This window comes from Streptomyces sp. NPDC027189 (assembly GCF_055566975.1).
In genome coordinates this window covers 307,677-321,451 of the sequence record NZ_JBVHRI010000001.1, presented here as the reverse complement: position 1 = coordinate 321,451, position 13,775 = coordinate 307,677, and the positions used below count along the sequence as shown (strand labels likewise).

Annotated in this window: 12 protein-coding genes and 1 pseudogene; 8 read left to right on the top strand and 5 right to left on the bottom strand. The window is 70.6% G+C overall.

The features are described 5' to 3' along the window. A pseudogene (locus ACZ4RZ_RS01445) lies at positions 1–1,828 on the bottom strand (DEAD/DEAH box helicase); the annotation flags it as partial. A gap of 461 nt (positions 1,829–2,289) precedes the next feature. Between ACZ4RZ_RS01445 and ACZ4RZ_RS01440 the strand changes: the two are divergent. Then, positions 2,290–3,060, top strand: a complete 771-nt coding sequence (locus ACZ4RZ_RS01440; protein WP_467740909.1) for a ferritin-like fold-containing protein — start codon at positions 2,290–2,292, stop codon at positions 3,058–3,060. Between the two features lie 39 nt (positions 3,061–3,099). Here the strand turns inward: ACZ4RZ_RS01440 and ACZ4RZ_RS01435 are convergent, their stop codons facing one another. From ACZ4RZ_RS01435 to ACZ4RZ_RS01420, 4 genes are all read right to left on the bottom strand, one after another. Continuing rightward, positions 3,100–3,369: a hypothetical protein gene (locus ACZ4RZ_RS01435; protein ID WP_189189400.1), complete on the bottom strand. Its 270-nt coding sequence runs from the start codon at positions 3,367–3,369 to the stop codon at positions 3,100–3,102. A 311-nt stretch (positions 3,370–3,680) separates the two neighbouring features. After that, positions 3,681–3,908 carry a DUF3107 domain-containing protein gene (locus ACZ4RZ_RS01430; protein WP_095852722.1) on the bottom strand — a complete coding sequence of 76 codons (228 nt, stop codon included), beginning with the start codon at positions 3,906–3,908 and terminating at the stop codon, positions 3,681–3,683. Positions 3,909–4,043: 135 nt separating this feature from the next. Further along, on the bottom strand, positions 4,044–4,685 hold the full coding sequence (locus ACZ4RZ_RS01425; RefSeq protein WP_095936492.1) for a TetR/AcrR family transcriptional regulator: 642 nt from the start codon (positions 4,683–4,685) through the stop codon (positions 4,044–4,046). A 246-nt stretch (positions 4,686–4,931) separates the two neighbouring features. Further along, positions 4,932–5,150, bottom strand: a complete 219-nt coding sequence (locus tag ACZ4RZ_RS01420) for a hypothetical protein (RefSeq protein ID WP_467740907.1) — start codon at positions 5,148–5,150, stop codon at positions 4,932–4,934. A 158-nt stretch (positions 5,151–5,308) separates the two neighbouring features. Here ACZ4RZ_RS01420 and ACZ4RZ_RS01415 point away from each other — a divergent pair, with 158 nt between their 5' ends. The 7 genes from ACZ4RZ_RS01415 to ACZ4RZ_RS01385 all read left to right on the top strand — a co-directional run bounded on the left by ACZ4RZ_RS01415 (position 5,309) and on the right by ACZ4RZ_RS01385 (position 13,701). Further along, positions 5,309–6,298 carry an alpha/beta fold hydrolase gene (locus ACZ4RZ_RS01415; protein ID WP_467740905.1) on the top strand — a complete coding sequence of 330 codons (990 nt, stop codon included), beginning with the start codon at positions 5,309–5,311 and terminating at the stop codon, positions 6,296–6,298. An 8-nt stretch (positions 6,299–6,306) separates the two neighbouring features. Next, positions 6,307–7,950 carry a DUF3152 domain-containing protein gene (locus ACZ4RZ_RS01410; RefSeq protein ID WP_467740903.1) on the top strand — a complete coding sequence of 548 codons (1,644 nt, stop codon included), beginning with the start codon at positions 6,307–6,309 and terminating at the stop codon, positions 7,948–7,950. A 56-nt stretch (positions 7,951–8,006) separates the two neighbouring features. Continuing rightward, the gene (locus tag ACZ4RZ_RS01405; protein ID WP_467740901.1) at positions 8,007–8,099 is read left to right on the top strand and encodes an Ms4533A family Cys-rich leader peptide; all 93 of its coding nucleotides are present in this window, start codon (positions 8,007–8,009) and stop codon (positions 8,097–8,099) included. A gap of 194 nt (positions 8,100–8,293) precedes the next feature. After that, positions 8,294–10,012 carry an ABC transporter substrate-binding protein gene (locus tag ACZ4RZ_RS01400; RefSeq protein ID WP_467740899.1) on the top strand — a complete coding sequence of 573 codons (1,719 nt, stop codon included), beginning with the start codon at positions 8,294–8,296 and terminating at the stop codon, positions 10,010–10,012. A 4-nt stretch (positions 10,013–10,016) separates the two neighbouring features. Continuing rightward, positions 10,017–11,114 carry an ABC transporter permease gene (locus tag ACZ4RZ_RS01395; RefSeq protein WP_467740897.1) on the top strand — a complete coding sequence of 366 codons (1,098 nt, stop codon included), beginning with the start codon at positions 10,017–10,019 and terminating at the stop codon, positions 11,112–11,114. Next, positions 11,111–12,109 carry an ABC transporter permease gene (locus ACZ4RZ_RS01390; RefSeq protein ID WP_467740895.1) on the top strand — a complete coding sequence of 333 codons (999 nt, stop codon included), beginning with the start codon at positions 11,111–11,113 and terminating at the stop codon, positions 12,107–12,109. Before ACZ4RZ_RS01395 ends, ACZ4RZ_RS01390 begins: the two co-directional genes overlap by 4 nt. Beyond that, entirely contained in the window at positions 12,106–13,701 is a 1,596-nt protein-coding gene (locus tag ACZ4RZ_RS01385) for a dipeptide ABC transporter ATP-binding protein (protein ID WP_467740893.1), read from the top strand. Before ACZ4RZ_RS01390 ends, ACZ4RZ_RS01385 begins: the two co-directional genes overlap by 4 nt. Positions 13,702–13,775: the final 74 nt, after the last annotated feature.

Sequence of the window (13,775 nt, the reverse complement as noted above, 5' to 3'; positions counted from 1 at the left end):
CGTCGGCGGCCTCGGCGGTGTCCACGGCAGCGGCGGCCTTGGCGCGCGTACGGCGCGGCTTGGCCTCCGCCTCGGCCGCGGCCTCCGACGCGGCCTCGACCGTGTCGACAACGGCCTCCGCGGCCTTGCGAGTACGGCGACGCACCGCCTTGGCCGGAGCCTCGGCGACATCCGCGGCGACGGTCTCGACCGCGACGGGCGCGGCCGTATCCGCGGTCTCTATGGCTTCCACGGACTGCACCGTCTCGACCGGCTCCGCCGTCTTGCGGGTCCGGCGACGGCGCGGCTTGGCCGTCTCGTCGACCACACCCTCGGCCGTCGCCACGGCGGCGTCCGCGGCCTCGTCCACCGAGGTCACCGACGCGACCGCTTCCGACGCCGCCCCGGCGCGCGTACGGCGACGACGCCGCGGCGTACGGGGCTCGACGGCCTCGTTGGTCTCGGCGGAGACGGACTCGGTCGTTGTCTCAGGAGCCGGAGACGCGGACGTCTCCTCCAGCGGCGCACCGTTGCGCGTACGACGGCGACGACGCGGCGCACGCGCCGCGCGCTCGCGCTCGGCGGACGGCGCCGAGGAGCGGTCACCACGATCGCTGCGATCCCCGCGGCCACCGCGACCGCGCGGGCCACGCCCACCGGTCTCGCCGAGGTCCTCGACCTCCTCGGCCGCGAGCCCGGCGCGGGTGCGCTCGGAACGCGGCAGGACACCCTTGGTGCCGGCCGGGATGCCCAGCTCCTCGAAGAGGTGCGGGGACGTGGAGTACGTCTCCGGCGGGTCGCTGAAGCCCAGGTCCAGCGCCTTGTTGATCAGCTGCCAGCGCGGGATGTCGTCCCAGTCGACGAGCGTGATCGCCGTACCGGACGCGCCCGCGCGGCCCGTACGGCCGATGCGGTGCAGGTACGTCTTCTCGTCCTCGGGGGACTGGTAGTTGATGACGTGCGTGACGCCCTCGACGTCGATGCCGCGCGCGGCGACGTCGGTGCAGACAAGGACGTCGACCTTGCCGTTGCGGAAGGCGCGCAGCGCCTGCTCGCGGGCGCCCTGGCCGAGGTCGCCGTGGACCGCGCCGGAGGCGAAGCCGCGCTGCTGCAGCTGGTCGGCGAGGTCCGCCGCCGTCCGCTTGGTGCGGCAGAAGACCATCGCGAGACCGCGGCCGTCGGCCTGCAGTATGCGCGCGACCAGCTCGGGCTTGTCCATGTTGTGCGCGCGGTACACGAACTGCGCCGTGTTGCGGACCGTCGCGCCCTCGTCGTCCGGCGCGGTGGCCCGGATGTGCGTGGGCTGCGACATGTAGCGGCGCGCGAGACCGATGACCGCGCCCGGCATGGTCGCCGAGAACAGCATCGTCTGACGGCGGGTCGGCAGCATGTTCATGATCTTCTCGACGTCGGGCAGGAAGCCCAGGTCGAGCATCTCGTCGGCCTCGTCGAGGACGAGCGCCTTGATGTGCTTGAGGTTGAGCTTCTTCTGGCCCGCGAGGTCCAGCAGTCGCCCGGGGGTGCCGACGATGACGTCGACGCCCTTCTTGAGGGCCTCGACCTGCGGCTCGTACGCCCGGCCGCCGTAAATGGCGAGAACGCGTACGTTGCGGACCTTGCCCGCGGTCAGCAGGTCGTTGGTGACCTGGGTGCACAGCTCGCGCGTCGGGACGACGACGAGGGCCTGTGGGGCGTCGGTGAGCTGCTCGGGCTTGGCCCGGCCCGCCTCGACGTCCGCGGGGACGGTGACGCGCTCCAGGAGCGGAAGGCCGAAGCCCAGCGTCTTGCCGGTGCCGGTCTTGGCCTGTCCGATGACGTCGGTGCCGGACAGGGCAACGGGGAGCGTCATCTCTTGGATGGGGAAGGGGCTGATGATGCCGACGGCCTCAAGGGCCTCGGCTGTCTCGGGAAGGATCCCGAGCTCTCGGAAAGTCGTAGTCAGGGTGCTGCCTCTTCTGTGTACGCGGTGCGAGGCGAGCGCGGGGGTCGTGTCGGGACCGTGCCGGGGACGTCGGCCGCTTGTCGGGCGGGCCGAGTGGCATGGGACCACTGCCGACGCTCGAGCGCTCGTACCGCTGAGGGTCCCTCCGTATCGTCAGTACGCACTGTGCCGTACGGACGAGGAGGGCTGTCAGGTCGGAGCCGATCGGGCCACCGACCGGGCATCCTCATTCGTGCGGCCCGTCGAATACTCGCCGGGCGCATTACCACCATACCCTGGAATCGCGCACATGCGATGGCCGATTTGGTCACGTACTCGTCGTCACACTGATTGACCAGGGACTTCCCTGCCGCGGTGAGCGGGCTATTGTGCGCTTCATGACGACGCCTGACAACGCCGCTGACACACCTGCCGAGGCCGCCGACGACACCGCTCCCGCGGCCACCGGAGTCGCCGCCCAGGACTGGGACACGGCCTCCGCCGACCCTCAGTACCGCGCCGCGGTCGTGGACCTGCTCGGAGCGCTCGCGTACGGCGAGCTCGCGGCGTTCGAGCGGCTCGCCGAGGACGCCAAGCTGGCACCGACGCTGAGCGACAAGGCGGAGCTGGCGAAGATGGCGTCGGCCGAGTTCCACCACTTCGAGCAGCTCAGGGACCGGCTCGCGGCGATCGGCGCGGAGCCGACGCAGGCGATGGAGCCGTTCGTCGCCGCGCTGGACGGCTTCCACAAGCAGACGGCGCCCTCGGACTGGCTGGAGGGCCTCGTCAAGGCGTATGTCGGCGACTCGATCGCCAGCGACTTCTACCGTGAGGTCGCGGCGCGGCTCGACTCCGACACGCGCGGGCTCGTCCTCGCCGTCCTCGACGACACCGGGCACGCCGGCTTCGCCATCGAGAAGGTGCGCGCCGCGATCGAAGCGGACCCGCGTGTGGGTGGCCGGCTCGCGCTGTGGGCGCGCCGTCTGATGGGCGAGGCCCTGTCCCAGTCGCAGCGCGTGGTCGCCGACCGTGACGCCCTGTCGACCATGCTCGTGGGCGGCGTCGCGGACGGTTTCGACCTCGCGGAGGTCGGCCGGATGTTCTCGCGGATCACCGAGGCGCACACGAAGCGGATGGCCGCGCTGGGGCTGGCGGCCTAAGCGGGCGGCTTGGGGCCCTTGGGAGCCTTACGGAACGGGTTACGCGGTCGCCGAGCGGCGGCGAAAGCGTTCCTCCGGACGGAGCAGCAGGGAGAGCAGGGCCGCGGAGACCGCCACCGCGCCGAGCAGGATCACCAGGAAGTGGCCGGTGCCCAGCGCGGTGTGCGTCAGGAAGGCACCGAACAGGGCTCCGGCCACTCCGGTCGACAGGACCAGGCTGCGGGCCGGCAGCCGATGCGGCAGCCGGTACGCAGCGGCCCACGCCAGCGCGAGACCGAGCATCGCGGAGCCGAGCGCTTCCAAGAACATGGTGGGGGTCCCTCCCGCACGGCCGGTGCAAATCGGTCGTAGCCGGTCTTACCCCTGACGTGCGGAATGCAATCCTCCCCTGTGGCCCATCTGTACTCCATCTGTGCGAGCGAAGGGGCCCTCCGCGGGCGAGGGGCCGACCCGCTGTGCAGGCGAGGGGCCGAGTCGCTGTGCGGGCGACGGGCCGACTCGATGTGCGGGCGACGGGCCGACTCGATGTGCGAGTGAAGGGACCGCCCGCGCCATGCATGCGAAGGGGCCCGGTGGCTGTGCCACCGGGCCCCGCACGCTTCTGTTGTCGCTCGCTCGAACTACAGCGCGCTGAATCCCACCTTGCGCTGCGTGGGCTCGCCGAGCTCCACATACGCCAGGCGGTCGGCCGGAACCAGGACCTTGCGGCCGTGGTCGTCCACGAGGCTCAGCAGCTGCGACTTGCCGGACAGCGCCTCGGACACCGCGCGCTCGACCTCTTCCGGGGTCTGACCGCTCTCCAGAACGATCTCGCGGGGCGCGTGCTGCACGCCGATCTTGACCTCCACGGCTTTGTCCCTCCGACGGTCAGTGATGTGCGCGTGTGTCCGCGCCGTACGCAGCACACATTAGCCCGGTGAGGGGACGTACACGCTCCGCCCAAGAACGCCAGGAGCGAACAGTGGACGGGAACAAAATGGCGGTCAGTGGTGATCCGTGCCGTGCAGCGGGAAACCGGCGATGCCCCGCCAGGCCAGCGAGGTCAGCAGCTGGACCGCCTGGTCGCGCGGGACGCTGCGGTCGCTGTGCAGCCAGGAGCGGGCCACCACCTGGGCGAGGCCGCCGAGACCGGAGGCGAGGAGCATCGACTCGGCGCGCGACAGACCCGTGTCCTCCGCGATGACCTCGCAGATCGCCTCCGCACACTCGTGCGTCACCTTGTCGACGCGCTCGCGGACCGCGGGCTCGTTGGTCAGGTCCGACTCGAAGACCAGCCGGAAGGCGCCGCCGTCGTCCTCGACGTACGCGAAGTAGGCGTCCATCGTCGCGCGGACGCGCAGCTTGTTGTCCGTGGTGGACGCGAGCGCGGTCCGAACCGCCTGGAGCAGCGACTCGCAGTGCTGGTCCAGCAGGGCGAGGTACAGATCGAGCTTGCCCGGGAAGTGCTGGTAGAGGACCGGCTTGCTGACGCCCGCGCGCTCGGCGATATCGTCCATGGCGGCCGAGTGGTACCCCTGCGCAACGAAAACTTCCTGGGCGGCGCCGAGGAGCTGGTTGCGTCGGGCACGGCGCGGCAGGCGAGTGCCCCGCGGGCGTGCCGCCTCTGTCTGCTCGATGGCTGTCACGCCGCCTCCCAAAATTGTCCACATGCGGTGTGCGCCGCGCGGCCATCGTACTTTTCGGTAACCGTGGTGTGCGCGGTGCGAGCGCAGAATTTCACGGACCGGACGCGGGCGATAGTGGCGCAAAGCCTGCGGAACGGGGTGAGATCGGCGCTACATCGCCCCGACTGCCCTGGTCAGCGGCGTCCCGTCGCGGGCGGTCGCCCTTGTTGATCAACGGTATGGATCAACGGTATGCGTTCCCGTCGATCACCGGTAGTCGTCCTCGTTGAGCTGTACGACCCTTGCCTGCTCGGCGAGGTCCGCCTCATTGGCGTTCAGGGAGTCGCCGGGGGGCTGCTGGTCGACGTCCTCGACGGGGTCCAGTTCGGTGACATGCTCGGCGGCGGCGGCTTCCGGAGCCTCCGCGTCGAGAATTTCCCGGAACTGGTCGTTGAAGGTCTCGGGGTCTGTCGGGTCGACTGTCATGGTTCCTCTTCCCGAGCGGGGCGAGTGCGCTCCTGTATGCGTACGAGTGCCCTCGTCTGAAGCCTAGGAGACACCCGATCGGGGCGCTATGCCATCCGCTCGCGATCTGTGACGGCGAACACATGAGCCTCTGCGTGATCGTCTCGTAACATTGCCGCATGTCTTCGACCGAACTGCCGCCCGTGCTGGCCACCACTGTCACACCGAGGGTCGGTGCGGTCAGGGTCGCGGCGGGCGAGCGGCTGCGATCGGTGGGGCTGCCGGGTATCACGCTGACGATCCGGTCGAGACCGCCGGAGCGGGTGGGACTGCCGCCCGCGTTGTACGTGCACGGCCTCGGCGGTTCCTCGCAGAACTGGTCGGGGCTGATGCCGCTGCTCGACGGGATCGTGGACAGCGAGGCCGTGGACCTGCCCGGCTTCGGGGACTCGCCGCCGCCGGACGACGGGAACTACTCGGTCACGGGTCACGCGCGCGCGGTCATCCGCTATCTCGACGCGGCCGGGCGCGGGCCCGTGCACCTCTTCGGGAACTCGCTCGGCGGGGCCGTCACGACGCGCGTCGCGGCCGTACGCCCCGACCTCGTCCGTACGCTCACGCTGATCTCGCCCGCGCTCCCGGAGATCCGGGCGCAGCGCACCGCCTGGCCGACCGCGCTGCTCGCGGTGCCCGGCGTGGCGCGGCTGTTCACCAGGCTCACCAAGGAGTGGAGCGCCGAGCAGCGCGTACGCGGGGTCATGGCGCTCTGTTACGGGGATCCCAGCATCGTGACGCCCGAGGCGTTCCGTGAGGCGGTCGAGGAGTTGGAGCGGCGGCTCGCCCTCCCGTACTTCTGGGACGCCATGACGCGCTCGTCGCGCGGGCTGGTGAACGCGTACACGCTGGGCGGCCAGCACGGGCTGTGGCGCCAGGCCGAGCGCGTGCTCGCGCCGGCGCTGCTCATCTACGGCGGTCGCGACCAGCTCGTCGGCTACCGCATGGCCCAGCGGGCGGCCCGCGCCTTCCGTGACTCCCGGCTGCTGTCGCTGCCGGAGGCGGGACACGTCGCGATGATGGAGTACCCCGAGACGGTAGCCACAGCCTTCCGTGAACTCCTAGCGGACACAGGCGAGTTGGCCGCTACGTCCGCTGCGGGCGCGAGGAGCTGAGGCGGGACGTGGGACGTCACAGCCGTCGGGGGCGGGCAGGCAAGACCGATACCTCCGAGATACCCGCGGTTCCGGCGCAGGACGCGGCAAGGGCCCCGGCGCCGGGACCCGCCCCCTCTCGTCGTACGGCGACTCCGCCTCCGGGCGCGCCGGGTCCGCGGCCCCCGCTGGACGGGACGCCCGCGCGTGGCGTCCCGCGTCTCGCGGACGGAACTCCGGCACAGGGCGTGCCTCGCTTCCCGGACGGGACGCCCGCGCACGGCGTGCCCCGCTTCCAGGACGGCACTCCGGCACACGGCGTGCCTCGTCTTTCCGACGGGACGCCCGCGCACGGTTCCCCGATCATGGCCGACGGGACCCCCGCGCGCGGGGTGCCGCGTCTTCCTGACGGGACTCCGGCGCACGGTGTGCCGCGCCTTCCCGACGGAACCCCGGCGCACGGCGTCCCGCGTTTCCCCGACGGAACCCCCGCCCACGGCGTCCCCCGAGTGCGTAGCGGTCACCCCGAGCAGCGTGAACCGGGCGGTGGCTGGGGCGAGTTCAGCGGCGGTGCGCCGCGCGGCGGGCCGCAGACCGCGTCGCCGGGGGCGCCGCAAGGCGCTCCGTACGGCGTGCCGTCCGGCCGTCCCGGGCCCCGGATCCCCCGTCAGCGCCAGGAGTCCGGGCAGGGCCCCCGGCAGTCCTACGTCGACGCCTTCGACCTCGACGCGGACGAGGACGTCGACGTCTTCGCGCCCCGCGACGCGGCGGCGCACCGCACCGACCCGTACGGCTCCGTCACGGACGGGGACACGGAGGCCGACGAGAAGCCGCTGCCCGAGGTCGAGGAGCCGCCGAAGGGCAAGGCGGTCAAGGGGCGGGCGTTCACCGGGATCGCCGCGGCCGCCGTCACCACCGTGCTGGCCGTCGTCGTGGCCGGGCAGGTCGCCACCGGGCGGCAGGACGCCGACGCGAGCGCGCGGTCCGCCGGCGGCAACGGCCGCGAGACCCACGACTCCGCCTCGCGCGGGGACGACCGGCCGACCCAGTCGGGGACACCGAGCGCGACGACACTGACGTACGACCAGAAGATGGCCAAGAGGTACGCGCTCGGCGCGACGCTCATGGGCTCGGGGAAGTTCGCCGCGGTCCTCGGCTTCGACAAGGCGCCGGGCAAGGGCCGCAAGTACACCTATCGCGTCGATGTGGAGCAGGGCCTCGGCCTGGACGGCGACCTCTTCGCGCAGGCCGTGCAGAAGACCCTGAACGACGACCGGAGTTGGGCACACAACGGCGGCCGAACCTTTGAGCGGATCTCTTCCGGTAAGCCCGACTTCGTGATCACGCTGGCGAGCCCGGGCACCACCGCCAAGTGGTGCGCCAAGTCGGGGCTCGACACGACGGAGGACAACGTGTCGTGCGACTCGGCGTCGACCGACCGAGTCATGATCAACGCGTACCGCTGGGCCCAGGGCTCCAAGACCTACGGTGACCAAATTCACGCGTACCGGCAGATGCTGATCAACCACGAGGTCGGCCACCGCCTCGGATACGGCCACGTCACCTGCGACAAGGACGGCGAACTGGCCCCCGTCATGCAGCAGCAGACCAAGTTCCTCGACCACGACGGGATCCACTGCAGGGCCAACCCCTGGCCCTATCCGGGGAGTTGACAGGCGCCCCACAGGTCACGTTGACATGCGGCGAAAGTTCGTTCATATTTCTCCGCATGTCGCCTCGTCACGTCTCCGCCCGCGCCGCCATTGAGCTGGCGCTGATCGGCGTGACCCCGCTCTGCGTGGCCGACATTCACTGTCGCTGACGCCCGCCCCTGGCGAGTGCGTCGCTTTCTCCCGTGTTGTCCGTGTGCCCCGTAGTGGCGCACGGGTCTCTTCCGGTCCGGTCAATCCTGGTCTCTCTCGGTCGGATGTCGACGCCTGACGCCTTGGGCGAGCTCTGCGCTCTTCCGTCTCACTCTGCGTCAATCCGTCTCACCATCCGAGAGGTCGTCTTCCGATGCGTCATCCGTCCGTCATAGCGCGCCGCGTGGCCGCGGCATCCGTCAGCCTGGTCGTGGCAGCGGGCGCCGCCGCCTGCGGGCCGAAGGACAACGATGCCAAGAGCTCCGGTGGCGACGCCAAGCCGCAGAAGGGCGGCACGCTCACCGTCCTGAACGCGAACCCGCAGGAGGACTTCGATCCGGCGCGGCTCTACACCTCCGGCGGCGGCAACGTCCCCTCCCTCGTCTTCCGCACGCTCACCACGCGCAACCGTGAGAGCGGTGCCGCCGGCGCCAAGGTCGTTTCCGACCTCGCCACGGACACCGGCCGCCCGAGCAAGAACGCGACCGTGTGGACGTACACCCTGAAGAAGGGCCTCAAGTACGAGGACGGCACGCCGATCACCTCCGCCGACATCAAGTACGGAATCGAGCGCTCCTTCGCCGCCGAACTCTCCGGTGGTGCCCCCTACTTGAGGGACTGGCTGATCGGCGGCGCCGACTACCAGGGCCCGTACAAGGACAAGAAGGGCCTCGACTCGATCGAGACGCCGGACGACCTGACCATCGTCTTCCGCCTCAACAAGCCCGAGGGCGAGTTTCCGTACCTGGCCACGCAGACGCAGTTCGCGCCCGTGCTGAAGGCCAAGGACAACGGCACCAAGTACGAGGAGCACCCGATCTCGTCGGGTCCCTACAAGATCGTCAAGAACGAGAACGACGGCGAGCGGCTGACCCTGGAGCGCAACACGTACTGGTCCGCGTCGACCGACGCCGAGCGCAAGGCTTACCCGGACAAGATCGACGTACGGTCGGGTCTGGACTCGTCCGTGATCAACCAGCGGCTGTCCGCGTCCCAGGGAGCGGACGCCACCGCTGTCACGACGGACACCAACCTCGGCCCGGCCGAGCTCGCCAAGGTGACGGGTGACAAGGATCTTGCTTCGCGCGTCGGTACCGGACACTTCGGCTACACCAACTACATCGCCTTCAACCCGAAGGTGAAGCCGTTCAACAACCCCAAGGTGCGCCAGGCGATCTCGTACGCCATCGACCGTACGTCGGTGATCAACGCGGCGGGCGGCTCGTCGCTCGCCGAGCCCGCGACGACGTATCTGCCGAACCAGAAGTCCTTCGGCTACACGCCGTACGACCTCTTCCCGGCGGGCAAGTCCGGCAACCCGGCCAAGGCCAAGGAGCTGCTGGAGGAGGCCGGTTACAAGAACGGGCTCACCATCACGCTCACGCACTCCAACGACAAGGACTTCGAGACCAGCCCGGAGATCGCGACCGCCATCCAGGACGCCCTGAAGCAGGCCGGGATCACCGTCAAGCTCCAGGGGCTGGAGATCAACGACTACAAGGACAAGATCCACAGCGTCAAGACCGAGCCGGGCTTCTTCCTCGCCCACTGGGGTGCCGACTGGCCCTCGGGCGGCCCCTTCCTGGCCCCGATCTTCGACGGCCGGCAGATCGTCAAGGACGGTGCCAACTTCAACACCGGCTTCCTCAATGACAAGTGGGTCAATGACGAGATTGACGCGATCAACAAGTTGACGAATCTTGACGAGGCTGCCAAGCGCTGGGGCGCACTGGACAAGAAGGTCGGCGAGCAGGCCCTGACCGTGCCGCTGTTCCACCCCGTCTACAAGCGGCTGTACGGAAGCGCCGTCAAGAACATCGTGATCAGCGACTGGACCGGCGTTCTGGACATCTCCCAGGTCGCGGTGAAGTAGCACCGTGAGCGAGGCACTTGTCGCCTCTCCGGCCCCCGGGACGGACACGTCCGTTCCGGGGGCCTCGGGGGCTCGTCAGTTCTGGCGGCGGCTGCGAGCGCAGCGCGCCGCCCTCGTCGCGGCGGGCATCGTCGCGCTGCTCGTCCTGGTCGCGCTCGCCGCGCCGCTGCTCACGGCGATCGAGGGCCAGGACCCGACCACGTACCACCCTTCGTTGATCGACTCGGCGCGTGGCGGCGTGCCCGTCGGATCGCTCGGCGGCATCAGCGGCGACCACTGGCTCGGCGTCGAACCGCAGACCGGGCGCGATCTGTTCGCACGGCTCGTCCACGGCGCCCGGGTCTCCCTGGGTGTCGCACTGGCGGCCACGCTGGTACAGGTCTTCATCGGCGTCGTGGTGGGCGTCGCGGCCGCGCTCGGGAACCGATGGGTTGATCAACTGTTGAGCCGTGCCACCGACATCATCGTCGCGATGCCGCTGATGATCATGTCGCTGGCGCTGCTGGCCATCGTGCCCAGCAGTTTCCCGCGGCCCGTGCTGGTCGCACTCGTCATCGGCCTGATCGCCTGGGGCAACATCGCCAAGATCGTGCGCGCCCAGACACTCACCCTCAAGGAGCTCGACTACGTCTCCGCCGCCCGGCTCAGCGGCTGGGGCGCCTGGCGGATCGCCCGCCGTGAGCTGCTGCCCGGCCTTGCCGCGCCGGTCATCACCTACTCCGCCCTCCTCGTGCCGCAGAACATCAGCGTCGAGGCCGCCCTGTCGTTCCTCGGGGTCGGTGTGAAACCGCCGACGCCGTCGTGGGGGCAGATGCTCACCGCCGCCGACGTCTGGTACCAGGCGGCGCCGCAGTACCTGCTGCTGCCCGCCGGCGCGCTGTTCGTCACCGTCCTCGCCTTGACCGTTCTCGGCGACGGCGTGCGCACCGCACTCGACCCACGCGCGGCCTCGCGCCTGCGCGTCGGTACGGGGCGCAGGCGCGAGGCCAAGGCGGACGCGGGGGCGAGCGCGGGCGCCACGACGGCGGACGCGGGCGCTGGAACGGCTCGCGCGAGCTACGGGACGGCGGACACGAGTGCGACGAAGGAGGTCAAGGCGTGAACGGCTTCGGCGGCTTCGTGCTGCGCCGCGCCATCGGCACCGTAGTCACCCTGTTCGCCATCTCGTTGATCATCTACCTGGTCTTCTACGCCACGCCCGGCAACGTCGCCCAGATCACCTGCGGCCCGCGCTGCTCGCCCGTCCAAGTCCACCAGGTCGCCGAGCAACTGCATCTCGACGACCCGCTGTACGTGCGCTACGGGCACTTCCTTCAGGGCATCGTCGCCGGCCAGGACTACTCGACGGGTACGTCGGTGCAGCACTGCTCGGCGCCCTGTCTCGGCCTGTCGTACCAGACCGACCAGCAGGTCACGCAGCTGATCCTGACGAAGCTGCCGGTCAGCCTGTCGCTGGTGTTCGGCGCGATGGTGCTGTGGCTGGTCCTCGGTGTCGGCACCGGCGTGCTCTCCGCGTGGCGGCGCGGCCGGCTGAGCGAGCGTGTGCTGACCGGCATCACGCTCGCGGGCGTGGCCACTCCCGTCTTCGTGATCGGCCTGGTGCTGATGATCGTCGTCTGTGGCCAGCTGCAGCTGCTGCCCTTCCCGCAGTACGTCGACTTCACCGACGACCCCGAGCAGTGGGCGTGGAACCTGCTGCTGCCGTGGTTCTCGCTCGCTCTCGTCGAGGCCGCCGCGTTCGCCCGGCTGACCAGGGCGTCGATGCTGGAGACGCTCGCCGAGGACCACATCAGGACCTTCCGCGCGTATGGCGTCGGCGAGCGGTCGATCATCGGGCGGCACGCGCTGCGCGGCGCGTTCGCGCCGGTCATCGCGCTGAACGCCAACAACGTCGGCTCGGCGGTCGGCGGCGCGGTGCTCACCGAGACGCTCTTCGGACTGCCCGGCATCGGACAGGAGCTGGTGCACGCGGTGAACGTCGTCGACCTGCCGGTGGTCGTCGGCATGGTCCTGGTCATCGGCTTCTTCGTGGTTCTCGCCAACGCTGTCGCGGACGTGCTGTACGCGGTGGCCGACCGACGGGTGGTGCTCGCATGAGCCTGGTGGAAGTCACCGACCTGACGGTCGGATTCGGGTCGCTGCGCGCCGTCGACGGGCTCTCCTTCCGGCTGGAGAAGGGCGCCGCACTCGGCCTGGTCGGCGAGTCCGGCTCGGGCAAGTCGACGGTCGCGTCCGCCCTGCTGGGGCTGCACCGGGGGACGGGTGCCGTCGTCGGCGGCGCGGTGCACGTGGCCGGCAGCGACGTACAGCGGGCGTCCGACGACGAACTGCGACGGTTGCGCGGCGGGAAGGCCGCCATGGTCTTCCAGGACCCGCTGTCGTCCCTCGACCCGTACTACGCGGTCGGCGACCAGATCGCCGAGGTGTACCGGGTGCATGTGAGGGCGTCCCGGCGAGCGGCACGCGCGCGTGCCGTCGAGGTGCTCGATCGCGTCGGCATCCCGGACGCGGCTCGCCGCGCCCGCTCGCGCCCGCACGAGTTCAGTGGCGGCATGCGCCAACGCGCCCTCATCGCCATGGCCTTGGCCTGCGAACCCGACCTGCTGATCGCCGACGAGCCGACCACCGCCCTCGACGTGACCGTCCAGGCCCAGATCCTCGACCTCCTGCACACCTTGCGGGAGGAGACCGGGATGGGCCTGCTGCTGGTCACGCACGACGTCGGGGTCGCCGCCGAGAGCGTGGACGAGATCCTCGTCATGCGTCACGGCCGCGCGGTCGAACACGGGTCGGTCGCGACGGTTCTCGGGGCGCCCCGGGAGACGTACACGCAGGAGCTGCTGGGCGCGGTGCCGCGGGTGGACGCGCCGCGTGAGTCGGACGGTGGCGTGTCGGACGAGGTCGTCCTCGAAGCGGTGGACCTGCGCCGCGAATTCGGGCGCGGGAAGCGGCAGTTCGCTGCGGTCGACGATGTGTCGCTCGCGATCCACCGGGGCGAGACCCTCGGCATCGTCGGTGAGAGCGGCAGCGGGAAGACGACGCTGGGCCGGATGCTCGTGGGGCTCCTGGAGCCCACGACCGGCGCGGTCCGCTACGAGGGGCGCGCACAGTCCGGCGTAAGCCCCTCCGTGCAGATGGTCTTCCAGGACCCGGTCTCCTCGCTCAACCCCCGGCGCAGCGTGGGCGAGTCCATCGCCGACCCGCTGCGGGCGCGCGGCGAACGGGACGAGGGGCGCATCCGGGGGCGGGTACGGGAACTCCTTGAACGCGTGGGTCTCGAAGCGGCGCACTACGACCGCTATCCGCACGAGTTCAGCGGCGGACAGCGTCAGCGCGTCGGCATCGCGCGGGCGCTCGCCGCCGAACCGCGCGTCATCGTGTGCGACGAGCCGGTCTCCGCGCTCGACGTCACCACTCAGGCCCAAGTGGTCGCCCTGCTCGGCGAGTTGCAGCGGGAACTGGGGCTGGCGCTGGTGTTCGTGGCGCACGATCTCGCGGTCGTACGCCAGGTCAGCGACCGGGTGGCGGTGATGCGGCGCGGGCGAATCGTCGAGTACGGGCCCGCCGACGAGGTGTACGAATCCCCGCGAGACCCCTACACCAAGCAGCTGCTGGCCGCCGTGCCGGCGCTCGACCCGGAGGCCGCGGCACGGCGCCGCACGGCCCGAAGGGAGCTGGCCGTGGCGTGAGCGGCCCGACGGCGCGAGTGCGACTGACGCTGTGAGCGGGCCGGGCGGTGTGAGGGGGACCGCTAGGGGTTGAA